Here is a 17611-nt window from a genome sequence, read left to right on the forward strand (position 1 = left end):
TTTATTTCGAATTTGCATGAAGTGTTCTATTGATGAATTGAGCAAAGTTTTGACGTGTCACAGTACCATTTGGTTTAAATGTGTGATCCGCATAGCCCGTTGTGATGCCGAGTGCATAAAGTGCTTGTATCTCTTTAAAATAGGCGTGAGCATTAGGTACATCTGAAAAGGTGATTTCTACAATTCCCTGCAACTTGAAGCCGTTAACAAGTGCTCTTGCCATAGCAGCTCGAGTCATTGGCTGATGAGCATTTATTTTGCCATCCTCTAAAGTAATAATGCCATAGCGTGCGCCTGTTGCTAATACGGCATAGCCATAATCACCTGCTTTACTATCTTGGGCATTTAATGCAGCTGAGCTTGAAGTAGGAATATTTAGTGCTCGTAGTATCATTTCTGTTGCCTGTAAGCGTGTCAAAGTACCCTGTGGATTAAATTTCCCATTACTTCCTTTGACAATTCCTAATGCTTGTAAATTTTTAATATCATAGTAGGCTCCATTCGATTTGGCTACATCTTGGAAGAATGGTGCAGCCGCAATTGTTGCTTTATTGGAACCTTTTGCGCGTGTGAGCGTTTTAATTTCTGCAATCGTAGCATATTTTTCATCAGCATTTTTACGATCATCACGCCCTTCTATAAAGGATGTACGTATTGTATATGTTCCAGCAGCTAAATTACCAGGCATAAAAATTTGATATTTTTCTGTGTGAGAACTGATGTCTTTTTGATCAGCATTATTTGTTGTAGCATCTGCAGCTAGCCCGGGTATGTAGCGTTCATGCCCTTTGCCTACGACTTTATCGTTTGCATCTAAAATCTCTACTTGCAAGGTACCGCGTGCTGGCACATTGCCATTATTTTTAATCGTGACAGTAGAGTAGAAAACAAACTTTCCGGACGGAGCTACATAACCTTGAACACTATCAGAGTATAGTGACAGATTATAACGACGTGGAACAAAACCATTGTGATTTTCGGATACCCAATTTAAAGCATGCTTCATAAATACTTGGGCATCTTTGTCGCCATGTGTTGTTGAATAGGCAGCCCCATTTTCATTATCCTGCCAATCTGCTTTAGTATCTATATCAATATAATCATAGATTTTAAAGCCAATTTGAACGACTCGGCCTTTACCATATTCGATAGCATGTGCTGCACCAAATTCATTTTTTTTCATAGTCTTTGGTTTATCTGTACTATTATAATCTGAGAAATATAATATAGGTGTTGCTGACCCACCTTGCCAAGGTTTTATGATTTCCACCCAATCTTGATCTGTTTTTGTAAGACTAATCTTACTTTTGCCAAGCTCTTTTGTTGTATGTTGAATAATGGGATGAACGGTATTAACATTACTTATTGTTGAATTTCCAAGCATAATATCGTCAATAAAACGTGAATGGAAGACCTCCGTTAAATTATCCCACTCCATAACCCATGAATTTACATCATAAATTAAAGGAGAAAGATCCATTTGACCTGGCTTAGGAAATTTAGTAGATTCGTTCCGTGCTGTTTGGAATGCAAAGATGGCACCGCCACCATTTCTTATGTACATTTTTACATTTTCACGTTGCTGATGATTCATCATAACTGTATAAGCGAAGACGATTGCGTCATATTGACTTAAATTTTCTAGATTATTTAGGTCCTTCTCATAAATTTTTTCTACTTGAAAGCCCTGTTGCTGATAGAGGAGAAAAGCCTTTAATTCTTTATTATAAGTAGAGCTATAATCTACCTTGGGTGAAACAGCTTGTCCTTTATATGTACCACCTGGGTGTGTTGTATTCGCATATTTTTCACTGCTTTCTGAAAAAACAACACCGATTTTTTGTGCTGCTTTTGCTTCCGTAGGTGATAAGGAAGCAATCACTATAAAAGTACAAAGTAAGAAAAATGAAACGCATAATTTCTTCATTAAATCCACATCCTTTATTTGTATATTACATCAACGTGCATGACTATTACTCATCATACATCTAAATAATGGATGAATCATTAATATTTGGCTCTTTTCTAAAATTTTCATCTGCTATTTTTAAATTAAAGAAAGTATGGATATATTATAAAATGGTTTCTAATTCCCATTTGGACAAATAGAGAAATGATCGAATAATTTCATATAAAATACATTCATTCCTTTCTATAAGTCTACCTGTATTTATGATATAATAACCTTTGTTTTGTATAGAAAATGAAAGAATTACACAACGATGATTCACGATAGAGGAGGGCAATCACATCTACTGAGATGTATGACATTTATGAATAAACTGAAACAAACTTTTGAAAAGGTCAACAAGATTGATACGTTTTCACCGTACTTCTTTTTACCTTTTATATTAGTACTCTATTTCTTTACAAGTCTTTTTGATTTCCATCGATTTGAACTATTTAATGTACGTGTGTCAATTTGGCCAGCGGTACTTTTAGCGATTGCTTGCTATTATATTGGAGTCTTTATTATTGATAAATTGCAGTGGACAATCCCATCATTTGGTTTATCCTTCTTTGGGAAGTATGTTGTTCATTTCATTGTATTTTTAACATTACTTGGTCTAGCGTCATACTTTTTAATGATTTTTGGTGGAGGATTAGGGATTGCTGATGAATCCAACCGACGTAACCTCAATCCAAAGTTAAACTTCTTTGCCCAATTATTATGGTTTGGTGTGTTATTGCTATTATCCTATAAAATGATATTAGAAAAGCACATGTCATGGAAGAAAGTCTTGATATATGGTTCCATTTACGCTGGTGTTATGTTCTTATTCTTATTAATGGGATATCGTACACCACTTATTATCATGTTATTTACAGGTATTATTATTTTCCACTATGTTGTAAAGCGTGTGAAACTGACATGGTTCCTGACTGCATTGTTAGTGATTGGTGTAGCATTTTCAATGTTCGGCTTCCTGCGTGTTTTAACTGAGGATACAACGAAGGAATTTAATAGTCGTGAACAGCCAGATGTAGAATTAACCGAATCAGAAAAAGAAAAGCTGTTAACTGTAGAGCAAAAAGTTAATTTAACACCTAAATGGATTCGTTCATTAAATGGTGAGAGTGTGACTGGTCATATTGTTTTAAGTAAAATTATGGAGTATACACAGGAGGAAGGTTACCTAAATGGAGAAATTCATGGGGGTATCTTCAGTACGATTTTACCGGGTGAGCAAGTGTCACCACGTATGCGAGTAACCGAGGTTGTCAACTCCTTAAGTGTTGAGGAAGGTAAATATATCACACGTCCAACAAGAACAACTACACCGACATTTATCGGCCAATTATTCTTAGATGGTGGTTATTTGCTTGTGGCAATTGGCTTCTTCTTCTATGGGGTACTAATTTCACTTATTTATAATAAAGTGAAGCAAGGTGGTATCCGTAGCTTCCACTCAGTAGCCTATGCTTTTGTTATTACTTTATTTACAGTATCAATGCACACAGGCTTACTAGATTTAATCTTTATTTTAATGCTTGGCTTTGTGATATTAGCCTCAGCGATTATAAAAACGGAAAACAAAAAACTTCGCTATTAACATCTAAAGGTGTCTCAAATTTTTTGAGGCATCTTTTTTTATAGAAATTATTACCCAAGCAATATTTTTGAGGTTTATGGAAAATTATACCATTTAATCTTTATGAATAAAGGGGTTTTATTCAAAAGTTTTGGGTCGAATACATTTGGAAATCTTTGTTTTTGAGGGAGGGTTGCTGAATTGATGAGGAAAAGTGCATGATTGACTCGTAATTGTGCTAGATAGAAGGCTACTTGTGCTAAATAGACTAACAATCTTCAGAGCCCAATAGTTATTATATTCATAAGCTTATCTGTGGTGTGCTTCGTTTTGCCACAGAGTACTATATGTCATCGATATAATAGTTTTTCAACAAAACAAAAGTCGCCCTTGCATGAAGGACGACTTTTCTTTTATTTTACAGTGTTAATCACTTGTACGTAGTCTTTACTTATAAAAGCTGTTCCTGAATGAAGCTTATCAGAAAGGACTTCATACCAGCCATTTGTAGCAGAGCTTGTAATGATAACAGGCATACCACTTCTTGCATAAGTGAATAGTGGGCTATTGCTTGTCGATGCATCTGTACGAACATTTAAACCAGTAGTCGTTGTGATACCAACTATATATGGATTTTTGGCATCCTTAAAGCCTAAAGCCTTTTCAGCACGGTAATAATGACCTGCAATTTTCGCTCCCCAGAATGGATCAGAAGCATATTTTACATTAAAGCCAACAGCCTTTGAACCAACGACTGCACCATTAGCATAGTTTCTTCCAGGAGACCCCCCTGGAGTAATGTAGTTTGGCTGAAGGAATTTTTCAACAAGCTCACTGATATTTGCAGCAACACTATCAAATTTTTTGTTTAGTGGGTTTGTATCATATTCATATAAACCAAATAAATTATTTAAGTTTTGGGCGTTCTTACTCATACCATAAGCACTTTCATGCTGAGCAAGTGATAAAATAAGCAGCGCATTAATTTGTGAAATCTCTTCTACCTCTTTTAATGTTTGCCCTAAGCCAATAAGCTTACTTTTCGTTGTAGCATCTTTATAGAGAGTAATCCCTGTGCTTTCCACTTCCGCTAGTTTGTTCATAATATACGCATCAAGTTCCTCTGCTGTATATTGTGTTTTAGCGCGAGCCGGTAAAAATTGATAGTAATTATAGGCCTCACCCTTAGAGGAGCCATTTCCATTTGTGAAAAAGATACCATCCCAGCTATAGTATTTTTCGCCTGACTTCATAAAAGAAGGCGCTTTTCCGAAGACATAGCTAGATGAATACTTATTAGTTTTGTAATCGTAAAGCGTGTGCTTAATTTCACCATTTTCATTTGAATAGTAAGAACGACCTTTACTCATTGAAAATGGGATTAATGTCACATCTGCGTGCTTTAAATAGCCTACTTGTCCTGCTAGTCGAACCTTCACCTGTGTAGCATCACTGCTAAGGTATTCCATTTCAGTATCCCCAGCAACCCCAATTTGATCCTTAATTGTTTCTGAGTTTAAGACAACATAATTATTTGTCACAACATAGCCAGAGGACATTTTCATAATTTTATTATTTTGAACAATTACCTGCGTATTGTTTGTTATAGCCTTCTCGGCAGCATTAAAGGTAGTAAATTCTTGATTACCAACCAATGTGCCATTGGAGATTTCCTTCACAGCAAATTTAGAGGTATTTGATTCGCCTGGGCTTGGAGTACCACCGTTTGGATCACCATTGTTAGGGTCACCAGGGTTTGAATTTCCACCATCTTCTTTACCAGTATTTGCATCAGCAAGTGTCATTAATCGATGGATAAATGTAGCCGCTTGACCGATTGTTGCATTTTTTTCTGGCATAAAGTAACCATCTGATCCTCTAATGATTTCTAATTGAGCACCAATAGCTACTGCCTGGCGATATTCTTTAATGATTGCTGCGTTATCCTTAAAGGTAATAGAAGAAGTACCTTTTGGAATTTCTAAAAAGTTTATTGCTCTTTCCAGCATTATCGCCATATGCTGTCTTGAAATAGCTGCATTCGGTTTAAATGAGCCATCTTTGTAGCCTGTAATAATTCCAGCCGTGGCAGCGAGCTGAATATCTGTCGCATACAAATATGTACTTGGGACATCAGTAAATACGATGTTGTTTGCTTCTTTAAGCTCCATAGACTTTGCTAAATAAGAAGCGAATTCGCCACGTGTTACATTGGCATTTGGACGGTAGCTTCCTTTGGCATCTAATACTAATGCATTTTTGGAAATTAAATAACGAAGACCCGGTTCATGGGAATGCCCTGAAAGTTCATCGGCTGATGCTAGCTGTGGCTGCATAAAAAGCAAGCCAACTACAGTCATGAGCAATGCTATGATTGATAGTTTTTTCATATTTTTACCCTCCTAAACTTCTACATCATTTTAACAAAGTTCTAGTGTCGCGATAAGGGTCAAATGTTAGAAAAATCGTAAAATGAGACTATATAAACAGTTTTCTTTACAATTAAATGAAACTGGAAAATAGCATAAATGTTCCATAGCTATTTTGGCATATTTTTGATAATGTTATAGAAGTAAAATATGTGAGGGGAGAGTGAGGGCTCTAAATTATTTGGGAGCGCAAAAAATGAAAAGAATAGCAAAAAATTTACTAGTTTTAGTTGTGTTATTGTCAATGGTGATGACCCCGTTAAATGCTTATGCATCTCAAACGGTCAAAAAGGATTATCCGCTCTCGAAAGGTGTGCAGTATAAACAATATACATACAGCAATACCTATACAAATTCCATTAATCATATTGCAATTAATGTAGGTGATCCAACAACAGAAGTACAATTAGGTATGCCTGCAGCAGTCAATGGAAAAGAATCGACAACAGCAAATGCTAATCGTCTTTCACGTGAAGGCAATCGTGTAGTGGGGGCTATTAATGCAAGCTTTTTTAATATGTCTGAAGGCTACCCATTATTTTTATTAGCAAAAAATAATGTGATTTTAAATGGCGGGGCTGTGTCAAATGGCTCTGATCAATATATGAATGTACCTACTGCATTTGGGATGGCAGCAGATGGGCGCGGTGTTATTGATTATTTTGACTTTGATGTCACGCTTTCTCATAACGGTACAAATTATGAAATGTCAGGTATGAATCGTGAACGAAATATCTATGAATCAATTATTTATACGCCACAATTTTATAGTAAAACAACAGATACAAATGAATATGGTTTTGAAATCGTCGTAGATACGGGTGAACCAATTACTGAAAATAAATTTGGACAAACGTTAACTGGAAAGGTGACTAAAATTACACCTTACGGATCAAAGGAAAAGGTATCCATTCCTTCAACAGGATTCGTTGTATCTTTACAAGGTGGAGATTGGCACAAGAAGCTAAGCCAAATAGCAATTGGAGATGAGCTGAGTGTTAACTTCTCTATTGATAAGCTTTGGCAGGATGCACAGTTTATCTTGGCAAGTGGCCCATATTTAGTAAAGGATAATAAGCCTTACATTATGATGAGCACATCTAGTAGTCGTGCAAAAGCAGTTGTACCTCGCACTGTAGTAGCAACAAGTAATAATGGAAAAACAGTACACTTTATTACAGTTGATGGAGGTCAAAAGCATAGTAAAGGTATGAATTTGGTTCAACTTGCGAACTATTTAGTATCTCTTGGTGTAGATCAAGCGATCAACTTAGATGGTGGCGGCTCAACAACAATGGGTATTCGCAACTACGGTAGCAATAATGTAGTATTAGCAAACTTACCTTCTAATTCGGGTAATACACAGCGTCTTGTGTCCGCAACATTACAAGCTGTAAGTACGGCACCAACTGGCGAAGGAAAATATATAAAATATACGAATAGTACAAGCTATGCAACTCTTTTAGCGGGTGCTTCGTCTAGTATAGCAGTGCAATATATTTTAGATGAAAACTATAATACACTACCATTAGACGGTCATGTATCGCTAACATCTGAGAATAATACTTTAAAAGTTAACGGCTTGAACTATACTTCAACGACAGCTGGCAATGATCGTATTTTCATCAACCACGATGGCTCGCCTGTTGAATCATTCCAAGTGAAGGTAGTAGATGCTGCAGCAACAATGAACGTTGCACCGAAATCAAAAACAGTGAGCGCTGGCGAAACTGTCAAATTTACTATGGATGCAAAGGATGACGAGGGTAAACCTCTAGTTTACAATGCATCACAGGTAAAATGGTCTGTAGAAGGAGATATCGGTACCATTACTAGTGATGGTAAGTTTACAGCTAAAAATCCAGGTGCTACTGGTAAGATAGTGGCTACGTTAGGAGCAAAAAGTGAAGCGGCTACGGTAACTGTAGCAAAAGCTGCTTTGTTTAAAGATATTCCAAATAATTATGTGTACTATAAGGAAATCGAATATTTAACGAAGAATAAAATTATTACAGGGCAAGCAGATGGCACATTTAGACCGAATGATAAACTGACAAGAGCACATGCGGCAGTCATTATTAGCCGAGCACTTGGTTTAAATACGTCAAATATAAAAAATCCAGGATTGAAAGATATCCCTGCGAATCACGTATACTATAAACAGATTGCAGCAGTTGTAGAGGCAGGTATTATGAGTGGAAAAGGTGACAATACCTTTGATCCAAATGGTACCTTGACTCGTGCACAAATGGCAAAAGTAGTAGCATTAGCTTATAAATTAAATGGGACAAGCAGCATTAACTTTAAAGATGTACCGAAGAATCATTGGGCTTACTCATATGTTCAACAATTAGCGGCAAATAAAATTACAACTGGCTATAACGATAATACGTACAAGCCAAATGAATCTATTAGTCGCGCTCACTTCGGTTTATTCCTATATAGAGCCATTCAGCCAGGGAAATAGTCTTTAAAGAAGAGCATTGTATGTAAAAAATAGCAAACTAGTCACTATATCTAGTTTGCTATTTTTGTTTATAAAGACTAGTAGATTCTTCACCTGCATATTAACCTCACATTAAAGGGATGAATCAACTAGTATAAAGCTCCTCTTTTTTTTACTATTTTTAAAAAGAACGATGATGAACAATTGTGGTATAATCTCAGTATTAAAAAGTAAAAGGATGTTTTTTAATGAAAATAGGCATTGTGGGGAATTACGGCAATGATAATAATGGTGATGAATCAATATTATACGGCATTCTTCAACAAGTAAAACAAACATTTTCGGTAACTAGTGATGACATTACCGTTTTTAGTAATAACACACAACAAACATCCGAGCGTTATGGGGTACATAGCTATCCATTGTATTACAGAAAGAGTAACTTATTTAAAACGTTTATCCATACTTATAAAAATAATAAACCATACGTATCAAAATTTGACCTCCTCATCATTGGTGGAGGTGGTATTTTAATGGATTTCTATAAACGTGAGGCTCACCTGTATGGAGCATATGCAATGATGGCCAAACAAAGTAATATTCCCTACATTATTTACGGATGTGGTGCTGGACCGCTGGATACATTTTCTGGAAAGATTAGCATACGGGCTATGTGTCGTTATGCAGCAAGTATTTCTGTAAGGGATCCTCAGTCTAAAAAGCTATTGCATAGTATTGGCGTAAAAAAGCCGATAGAAATTATTGGTGATCCTGCCTTTACATTGAAAGGGGATCGCCATAATTACGCTGAAAAACCGGTTAAAATAGGGGTGTCAGCGGTTCCTTACTATAATGCAAATTATTGGCCAGAAGGAAATGTTGAAAAATACGATGCATACGTGACAAGCATGGCAAAAAATTTAGATCATGTAATTTCTGAGCACAATATCCAAATTACTTTTTTTGCTACGAAGTTTCCGCAGGACGTTACTGTGACTAAGGATATTCAGAAAAAAATGCAGCAACGTGCATATACAGAAATTATTGAGGAAAATTTGGTGCCAGAGCGATTACTTGAAGTAACTGAGGAGCAGGATATTGTTATTGGTACACGTTTGCATTCCCTAATTTTGGCAACGAATTCGGAAACACCAATTATCGCAATATCCTACCATACAAAAGTTCAGGATTTTATGTCCTTTGTGGGCGCATCAGATCGTTGCTTACAAATGCAGGATTTAGAGGATGATGAGAAGGCCCTATCCACATTGGTTGGCAAACTAAGTAGCGATTGGAAGCAGTCAATTGCAGAGACGAAACAAATTGCTACACAAATTCATAAAGAGGCCATGCATGGTCAGGAATTAATGAAAAAGGCAGTGACACGTCTATGAAAAAAATACTCGTCATTAGTAATATGTATCCAACATCTGATCATTTATCATTCGGTATTTTTGTGAAAAACCAAGTCACAGCACTTGAAAAAGCAGGGCTAGATGTAGAAATATCTGTGAATACTAACCCAGCAACAGGCAAGAAAAACACTATTATGAAATATGCAAAATGGGGTTTTTCAACATTGATGAAGGGCTTTAAATATAGAAAATCCATTGATGTTACACACGCCCATTATGTGTTCCCTTCTGGTATGCTGTCTTTACTTTTGAAGAAAATGTTTGGTATACCGTTTATTGTCACAGCCCATGGTGGCGATATAGAACGTATGGCTAAAAAGAATGCAAGAATTCGCAATTGGACAGCAAGTATTTTGCGTGAAAGTGAGCACGTTATCGCAGTGGGTCCTGTCCTAGCACAACAAATAGAACAAGATTTTGGCATTGAACAGAATAAAATTTCTGTTGTTAGCATGGGGGTTAATCGAGAGGTATTCACCAAAGAAAGCCAAGCTGCTATGCGTACAGAATTACAATTAGCTGCTGAGCCCTTCCGATTTTTATTTGTTGGAAATGTAATTAAACAAAAAGGTGTGGAAGAGCTATTACAGGCTTTCCAAATGCTTAAAACAAAGGTATCACGTCCTGTAGAGTTAACGATTGTAGGCTCTAGAAGAGACCAGACATTTTACCAATCCCTGCAACCATTAATTAGTGAGGACGTCAAATTTGTAGATCCACTAAAACAACAAGAACTAGTGAAGTGGTTCCAAGCAAGTGATGTCTTTGTATTACCATCCCATTTAGAAGGATTTGGTTTAGTGGCTTTAGAGGCATTAGCAACAGATACACCTGTTATTGCATCAAATGTAGGTGGCCTTGTCTCTTTGCTTGGGGAAGGCGCAGGGCATTTAGTGGAGCCCGAAAATGCTATGGTTTTATCTGAGGAGATGCTGCGTGCCGTGAACACGCCAAAAGAACAATATATGAATCGTGAAGCAGTCGAGAAAGTTTTAGACATTCACGATGAAAAAAATATAACAGCTCGCTGTATAGCGATTTATAAGTCGGCCATTGAAGGTGGGGATGACTTATGAATAATTTCTTAAAAATAATCGGGGCAGTTACGATTATTAATATTGTATCTCGTGTTTTTGGATTCTTACGCGAAGTAATTATTGGTTATCAATATGGCAGTAGCCATATTGCTGATAGTATTTTTACAGCTTATACAATTCCAAATTTTTTATATCTAGTCGTAGGTGGTGCATTTACTACTGCTGTTATCACTATTTATAATCGGGAAACAACGGACCGTGCCCTATTTGTTAAACAGTCCTTTACAATTGTATTGTTAACTGTCTCCATAATGACCATTGTAATGTTAGCATTTACTAATCCGATTATGGACATGTTTAATCAAGCTAAAGACGAAGATGGGAAATTAAGTCAAAGTGATTTAGAGTTAGCTAAAAATCTGTATTATTGGATGATGCCTTCGTCAATCTTACTCGTATTATCCTCATGGTATAGTGGGTTGCTAAACGCAAATCACAAATTCCATTTGTCTAGTTTTGCCATTTTAATTTATAATGCAGTTTTTTTATTAATTGCTGTAGTTTTATCTAATATTGAAGCTATCGATGCAGTGGGATATGGGATTAGTGCATTAGTAAGTGCGATAATAATGATATACTTCTTAATTGTCGGTTATCGTAAAATGGGTTCATATAAGGTTGGTTTTTCATTTGAACGTAATATGGCATCAAAGCAATTGTGGGTAATAATTTTACCGATGATGCTCGGTGGCGCTACAATTCAACTTTATGCATTATTACAGCGTGTTTTTGCAGGGATGTTATCTGAAGGGGCAGTAGCTGCTGTAAACTATGCTTCAAGACTTATGCAATTCCCGCAAGCAATTTTAATTACAGCTGTAACGACTGTTATCTTTCCAATTTTGAGTAAAAAAGAGGCAGAGAATGACCATGCTTCTATTAAAAGCTTATACTCCAAAGGTTTACATTATCTATTGTTGTTGCTTTATCCTGTAACAATCTACTCATATTTTTACGCAGAGAATCTTATACAGGTTGTTTATCAGCGTGGTAATTTTGATGAAGTTTCAACTGCAATTACTACACCAGTAATGGCAATCTTCTGTTTATCGATGTATTTTTTAGCTGCAAACATGTATATAACGCGCTTTTATTATGCAAAGGGTGACTCAATAGCACCGGTTATCTTCAGCTTAATAAATGTATTCGTTGTTAACATTGCCGTTATTATGCTGCTTGTCGATAAATATGGAGCAGAGGCAATTGCATGGGGTACTTTAGTGAGTTCAGTAACAAACTTTATTATGCTGATTGTTTATGCAGCCTATAAGTATGATTTGAAAATGGGTATTTTTAGCAAAGAGCTTCAATTTTTCAGAGCAGTTCCGCCAATGATCATTATCACAATTGTTTTGTATTTTTCAAGTAAGTTTTTAATATTTGACAACAGATATATAACGTTCATTGCAAGCCTAGTTATTTTTAGCGCAGTTGTTGTAGGCTCTTATTTATTATTTGGAGTGAAGGAAGTCAAAGAATTTAGTGATAAATTAAAAAGAAAATTTTTAAAGCAATAAAGTAATGGGTATCCGAGAATTCATTTAGGATACCCATTTTTGTTTCGATCTTTATTAAAAACCTTATCCTCTATATTTGTTAATCAGTGTTCTAAAAAATTGTCATATTCATAATGTTTTATAGTAAAAAAATAGGGTCTGTATTATAATTAATTTTATCTCCATTCAGCAGAAGACACCCACCTCTTCAGGTGGTGAGATGAATGCGGTTTTGTTTCCTTTTCAGTGGATGACCAAACACCTACTGAATGAAGATAAAGCCTCCGGCGGATGTCACGGATTTTCAAAGGAATGAATTGTGCGCGCACAATTCAAAATCCGGACGCAATTACGCCAAGGCGAAATTGATCCAGTGTCACGGATATTTTGCGAACATTCAAAGAAGTTTGTATTTAAAATAGGGCATATATGTAATATTGCTCAAAGAATATATCTATACAAATAAAGATAAGGTGGAAAGCATGGCAAGAGGTAGAAAGATTAATTCGAATGGTGAACGGAGTAAACAATTATTGCTTGAAAAAGCGATGGAGCTATTTTCTATGAAAGGTTATCATGAGACAAAAATAAGTGATATTGTAAAAGCAGCGAATGTCACACAGCCTACTTTTTATTTATATTTTGAAAGTAAGGATTCTCTCTATAACGATCTGAATAGAAGATTTTTGTATGAATTTGATCAAATCATGAATAAATCATCAGAGCAAGTTGAAAAGGGATTCGCAGGCTTTATAAGAGCATTAGAACAAAAAATAACGCTGCTCTTCATCTACATAATCGAAAATCCAACTTTAACGAAAATAGGCTTTTTAGAATCGACCCAGTCACATTTAGTTAAATCTCAACTTTCAGAGCATTTTCTTCATCTTATAAATCTACATGATTGTATGCATATATTACAATCTTATAGAGTTGATAGTCTAATAATGGTAGATAGTTTTGTGGGGTCTTTAGAGCGGTTAATAGTCACCCATTTGTTTGAACAAAAAAAACAGCCAGTTGATTTAGCAAAAGATGTGATTCATTTATATTTTTTGAGAGATTATTCTGGAAATACATAAAAAAATTCGCCTCATCTATAAAAAGAGATGAGGCGGATTTTTTAGTTTTTCACTGAAATATGCAAGTATATACCTTTTTGAAGCTTACTGCCTGTTTGTTGCTGAACAGATGGATGTACAAGAAGCATATATTCTTGTCCGCTGTTTAGTGGTTGGGATGGCGTCACAAGTAATGAATGGCCATCAACCTTAGTGTTGGTCGGTACCTCATCACCACCTAAAGCAACAAGTTGTACACTGCCATCAGCGATTTTAGATGTGAGCGCTTGTGAAAATTTCACCGTAAATGTTTTAGTATTTGCTACATTTTTTAAGCCTGTAAGCTCTTTGTAATCCTTATATTGTTCCTTTAGTGCGTCATAATGAGCCTGGAAAATAGGTGCTGTCTTTGTCGTGATGTTTGGCTTGACCCCTACTTCATTTATTGTTTGACCTAAGGGACCTGTAAATTTCCCTACAGTTAGCTTTAAATAGCTACCATCGTGAAGTTCAAAAAAGCCTTGCATAGCTCCTTTTCCATAGGTTGTTTCCCCATACAAAATAACAGCTTGTTGATCTTGTAAAGAAGCGGCTAACATCTCAGAAGCACTTGCACTATAACGATTAACTAAAATACGTGTATTAGCAGGAAACTTTTCGTTTTGGCGGACTGCTCGAACTTCATAAGAGGCATGTGCTTCCTCAAGTAAATAGGCGATTTTTGCATTTGAGAAAAGGCCCGTAATTTCCTCGGCCGTTTCTACATAGCCACCACCATTGTTTTGTAAATCTAAAATAAAGGAAGTTGCACCACGCTGCTTTAATTGAATAAGTGCATCTTTTACAAGTTTAGCCCCGTCCTCTGAGAAAGAAGACATGGCAATATAACCAACATCTCCGAATAATAATTCCGATTCCACATTCGGTAGGGTGAATTTTTTTCTTGTAATAGATTTTGTGGAAGTCTTGCCATCTGCATTTTGTAATGTGATATCGACCTTAGTACCTTCATCGCCAACTAATAGGGATGAGGCTTCTTGGGTAGAGCGTCCTACGATAGATTGACCGTTAATTTCAGTAATGATGTCACCAGCGATAACGCCAGCATCAGAAGCACCACTATTGTCAATTACCTGTAAAATATGAATACCATCCTCATGTTCCTCAATGATAACGCCAATACCAATTGTTGCTAGGTTAATGCTATTCATAAATTCTTCAAATTCCTGTTTCGTAAAATACGTGGAATAAGGGTCTAACATATCAATCATTTCGGGAATTGTTTTTGCGTTTTGCAAATCACCTTTAATCGTACCAACATAATTTTCTTTAATAATTTCTTTGATTTCCTTGACAAGCGGTTGTTCATTGCTAGCGGCTTGCGTGTTGGCAAATGGAATGATGAAAAAACTTAGCATAAATATGAAAGACCACACTATTTTTTTCATTGGACACCTCTTTTCTAATACTATTAGTATACATGAATTTCCATATAACCGCGAATAGGAAAGAGGCATTTTAGTAGTACGGGAGAGAGATTCTATTTTTTAAGAATTTTATGAATTATTAAACCAATAAAAGCACCTATTAATGCGGGTACAAGCCATCCAAGATTTTGCTCATACAAAGGTAGAATTTTTAAGATTCTCTCGTATAGTGATATTTTTATATCCATTTCCTTGAAACCATCATACAAGCTAACAAAAAATGTTGGAATTAATGCTAGAATGTAAACAATTTGTCCACCTTTAAAGAAGTTATCGAAAAGTGATAATACCATTAACACCATTGCCAATGGATAGATCATTAATAAAACTGGCAGAGATGCACTAATAATTGTGGAAAGACCAACGTTTGTAATTGCTGTACTAAAAATAGTGAAAACAATTAGGAATGTTTTATATGAGATTCTTGGGAATAACTTGTTAAAATATTGAGCATTTGCAGTAAGTAAACCTACCGCTGTCGATATACAGGCTAGTAAAATAGTAATAGATAGAATTACGTTTCCTAATCTGCCAAATAGTGCTTCTGCTGATTTTGCAATAATATTTCCGCCATTATCTAAGGCGCCGATTGCATCAATACTGGTGTTTCCAATATGGCCAAGTGAGATGTAAACAAATGATAAACCAAGAGCAGCTACAACGCCTGCAAATACTGTTGTATTGACCTGCTTTCTTCTATCGTACATACCCATGCCCTGCAATGCTTGTAAGATAACGATACCGAAAACAAGCGCACTTAGTACATCCATTGTTAAATAACCTTGTACAAAGCCTTCAGCAAAAGGGGTTACTGTGTATTTTCCAACAGCATTGCCTGCTTCACCCATTGGCGAAATAAAGCTTTTAACTGCTAATAATAAAATAACAGCCAAGAGTGCTGGTGTTAGTATTTTACCTACTCGATCTACAAGCTTTGAAGGATTGATGGCTAAATAGAGTATTAAAGCAAAAAATAAGACAGAGGTAATGAATAGCGGTGCCCAATGATCTGTTGCTCCTTCTGAAAGAAAAGGGACAATCCCTATTTCATACGATACGGATCCTGTCCGTGGAACAGCGAAAAATGGTCCAATCGCTAAATAAACAATGGACGTAAAAATAATGCCAAATGTAGGGCTCACACGGTTAGCGAGCAATTGCAAGTCGCCACCCGCTTTTGCTACAGCTACTATTGCAAGTAAAGGTAAACCAACACCTGTTATTAAAAATCCAATCATTGCTGTTAGGATATGCTCTCCAGCCTGTTGACCTAATAACGGTGGAAAAATTATATTCCCAGCTCCTAAGAACAAGGCAAATAGAAGTAATCCTACTGCTAAATTTTCTTTGATGAAAAGCATGATGTTTTTCATAAAATTTAAAACTCCTTTAAAATTAATAAAACTTTCTAAAAATTTTAAATACAGAAGTGTATGTTACCATATGAAGTCTAATCTTGCAATTATAATACTATTGTAATATAGTCGGAATCTGTCATTTCCTATAAGTTTGATAGATTGTTTGAAAAATAGTCAGTATTTCCGATTTCTGAACAATTAAATATCTAGTATGATAGACACACAAGGAATTATTTTAGCATGAACGGAGGCAATTGGGTATGCAAAAATCAAAAAAGTGGAGAATCCTTGCTTTAAGTACTATCGCTACTTCATTTTTCGCATTACAGACTGCAGAAGCAGCAACTTATACTGTACAAAAAGGGGATACCCTATCTAAAATCGCCCAAAACCATCAAGTAACGATACAAGATATCAAAACATGGAATAATCTAACGAAGGATACGATTTATGTAGCCCAAAAACTAGAGGTTACAAAGCAACCTTCGAATCAAGAAGTGAAACCATCAAATCCATCGACATCGACAACAAAACCAGTAACACCATCAAAGCCTATTAGTACTTCCTACACGGTCGTTAAAGGTGACACATTATCCAAAATTGCTAAGCAATATAATGTGACATTAAAAGAGCTAAAGGATTGGAACGAATTAACAACAGATGCTATTTACATTGGACAAGTATTAAAGGTGTCTCCTGTTGCATCCATCCCTGAGGGTGAAACAATACATAATAATGTGACTTCAAATACGGGAACGCCTTCAAAGGTAACGACAAAGGATCCAACATTAGGTGGACAAGCTATCTATAAGAAAACAATTGAGGTAGCTAATTTGTTGGTAGGGACACCCTATCTTTACGGTGGTAATACTCCTGAGGGGCTTGACTGTAGTGGCTTTATTTTCTATGCCTTTAATCAAAGTGGGTTGAAAATTGGAAGAGATAGTAGTGAAGGGTATTTTTATGGAAATACATCACATGTAAAGACCCCAGTAGCTGGAGATTTAGTATTTTTTGAGAACACATATAAAGAAGGAATATCCCATATGGGTATTTATCTTGGGAATAATAAATTTGTCCATGCAGGAACAGATGGAGTTGAAATTTCTGATGTGACATACTCTTACTGGTCAAGCAGATTGGTCGCTTATAAACGATTTGATCTATTGAAGTAAAAAAATCCTCTTATTCTTTGCTGAAAGAATAAGAGGTTTCATGTTGTTGAAATACTATTATGTCAATGAAATCAAGGTGACAAATTAAAAAATATGCCCTTTTTCAAAACGAGG

Annotated in this window: 11 protein-coding genes; 7 read left to right on the forward strand and 4 right to left on the reverse strand. The window is 35.9% G+C overall.

Going from position 1 to position 17611, the window contains the following annotated elements:
• Position 1 precedes the first annotated feature (1 nt).
• Positions 2–1927 (reverse strand): S-layer homology domain-containing protein, encoded by a 1926-nt coding sequence (locus tag QNH24_RS03615; protein ID WP_283870793.1) that lies wholly within the window; start codon positions 1925–1927, stop codon positions 2–4.
• A 346-nt stretch (positions 1928–2273) separates the two neighbouring features.
• Between QNH24_RS03615 and QNH24_RS03620 the strand changes: the two genes are divergently transcribed.
• Positions 2274–3554 carry an oligosaccharide repeat unit polymerase gene (locus tag QNH24_RS03620; RefSeq protein ID WP_283870794.1) on the forward strand — a complete coding sequence of 427 codons (1281 nt, stop codon included), beginning with the start codon at positions 2274–2276 and terminating at the stop codon, positions 3552–3554.
• 392 nt (positions 3555–3946) lie between these two features.
• Here the strand turns inward: QNH24_RS03620 and QNH24_RS03625 are convergent, their stop codons facing one another.
• Positions 3947–5923 (reverse strand): S-layer homology domain-containing protein, encoded by a 1977-nt coding sequence (locus tag QNH24_RS03625; RefSeq protein WP_283870795.1) that lies wholly within the window; start codon positions 5921–5923, stop codon positions 3947–3949.
• A gap of 235 nt (positions 5924–6158) precedes the next feature.
• Between QNH24_RS03625 and QNH24_RS03630 the strand changes: the two genes are divergently transcribed.
• From QNH24_RS03630 to QNH24_RS03650, 5 genes are all read left to right on the forward strand, one after another.
• On the forward strand, positions 6159–8429 hold the full coding sequence (locus tag QNH24_RS03630; protein ID WP_283870796.1) for an S-layer homology domain-containing protein: 2271 nt from the start codon (positions 6159–6161) through the stop codon (positions 8427–8429).
• 227 nt (positions 8430–8656) lie between these two features.
• Positions 8657–9802: a polysaccharide pyruvyl transferase family protein gene (locus QNH24_RS03635; RefSeq protein WP_283870797.1), complete on the forward strand. Its 1146-nt coding sequence runs from the start codon at positions 8657–8659 to the stop codon at positions 9800–9802.
• Positions 9799–10899: a glycosyltransferase gene (locus QNH24_RS03640; RefSeq protein ID WP_283870798.1), complete on the forward strand. Its 1101-nt coding sequence runs from the start codon at positions 9799–9801 to the stop codon at positions 10897–10899. The genes QNH24_RS03635 and QNH24_RS03640 overlap by 4 nt, the downstream gene beginning before the upstream one ends.
• Positions 10896–12437, forward strand: a complete 1542-nt coding sequence (gene murJ / locus QNH24_RS03645) for a murein biosynthesis integral membrane protein MurJ (protein WP_283870799.1) — start codon at positions 10896–10898, stop codon at positions 12435–12437. The genes QNH24_RS03640 and murJ overlap by 4 nt, the downstream gene beginning before the upstream one ends.
• 461 nt (positions 12438–12898) lie before the next feature.
• On the forward strand, positions 12899–13498 hold the full coding sequence (locus QNH24_RS03650) for a TetR/AcrR family transcriptional regulator (protein WP_283870800.1): 600 nt from the start codon (positions 12899–12901) through the stop codon (positions 13496–13498).
• A gap of 41 nt (positions 13499–13539) precedes the next feature.
• Here the strand turns inward: QNH24_RS03650 and QNH24_RS03655 are convergent, their stop codons facing one another.
• Together QNH24_RS03655 and brnQ are read right to left on the reverse strand one after the other, a co-directional pair.
• On the reverse strand, positions 13540–14925 hold the full coding sequence (locus QNH24_RS03655; protein ID WP_283870801.1) for a S41 family peptidase: 1386 nt from the start codon (positions 14923–14925) through the stop codon (positions 13540–13542).
• Positions 14926–15017: 92 nt separating this feature from the next.
• Positions 15018–16337 (reverse strand): branched-chain amino acid transport system II carrier protein, encoded by a 1320-nt coding sequence (brnQ, locus tag QNH24_RS03660; protein ID WP_283870802.1) that lies wholly within the window; start codon positions 16335–16337, stop codon positions 15018–15020.
• A 245-nt stretch (positions 16338–16582) separates the two neighbouring features.
• On the opposite strand from brnQ, the gene QNH24_RS03665 reads away from it, so the two are divergent.
• Positions 16583–17497: a C40 family peptidase gene (locus QNH24_RS03665; RefSeq protein WP_283870803.1), complete on the forward strand. Its 915-nt coding sequence runs from the start codon at positions 16583–16585 to the stop codon at positions 17495–17497.
• Positions 17498–17611 lie beyond the last annotated feature (114 nt).

It is taken from the genome of Lysinibacillus pakistanensis, from assembly GCF_030123245.1.
GTDB classification, from domain to species: domain Bacteria; phylum Bacillota; class Bacilli; order Bacillales_A; family Planococcaceae; genus Lysinibacillus; species Lysinibacillus pakistanensis.

What these genes read in the sequence shown, in the direction of transcription:
- brnQ (WP_283870802.1), bottom strand. Translation starts at nt 16,337, where the DNA reads ATGAAAAACATCATGCTTTTCATCAAAGAAAATTTAGCAGTAGGATTA.
- QNH24_RS03625 (WP_283870795.1), bottom strand. Translation starts at nt 5,923, where the DNA reads ATGAAAAAACTATCAATCATAGCATTGCTCATGACTGTAGTTGGCTTG.
- QNH24_RS03655 (WP_283870801.1), bottom strand. Translation starts at nt 14,925, where the DNA reads ATGAAAAAAATAGTGTGGTCTTTCATATTTATGCTAAGTTTTTTCATC.
- murJ (WP_283870799.1), top strand. Translation starts at nt 10,896, where the DNA reads ATGAATAATTTCTTAAAAATAATCGGGGCAGTTACGATTATTAATATT.
- QNH24_RS03630 (WP_283870796.1), top strand. Translation starts at nt 6,159, where the DNA reads ATGAAAAGAATAGCAAAAAATTTACTAGTTTTAGTTGTGTTATTGTCA.
- QNH24_RS03620 (WP_283870794.1), top strand. Translation starts at nt 2,274, where the DNA reads ATGAATAAACTGAAACAAACTTTTGAAAAGGTCAACAAGATTGATACG.
- QNH24_RS03665 (WP_283870803.1), top strand. Translation starts at nt 16,583, where the DNA reads ATGCAAAAATCAAAAAAGTGGAGAATCCTTGCTTTAAGTACTATCGCT.
- QNH24_RS03650 (WP_283870800.1), top strand. Translation starts at nt 12,899, where the DNA reads ATGGCAAGAGGTAGAAAGATTAATTCGAATGGTGAACGGAGTAAACAA.
- QNH24_RS03615 (WP_283870793.1), bottom strand. Translation starts at nt 1,927, where the DNA reads ATGAAGAAATTATGCGTTTCATTTTTCTTACTTTGTACTTTTATAGTG.
- QNH24_RS03635 (WP_283870797.1), top strand. Translation starts at nt 8,657, where the DNA reads ATGAAAATAGGCATTGTGGGGAATTACGGCAATGATAATAATGGTGAT.
- QNH24_RS03640 (WP_283870798.1), top strand. Translation starts at nt 9,799, where the DNA reads ATGAAAAAAATACTCGTCATTAGTAATATGTATCCAACATCTGATCAT.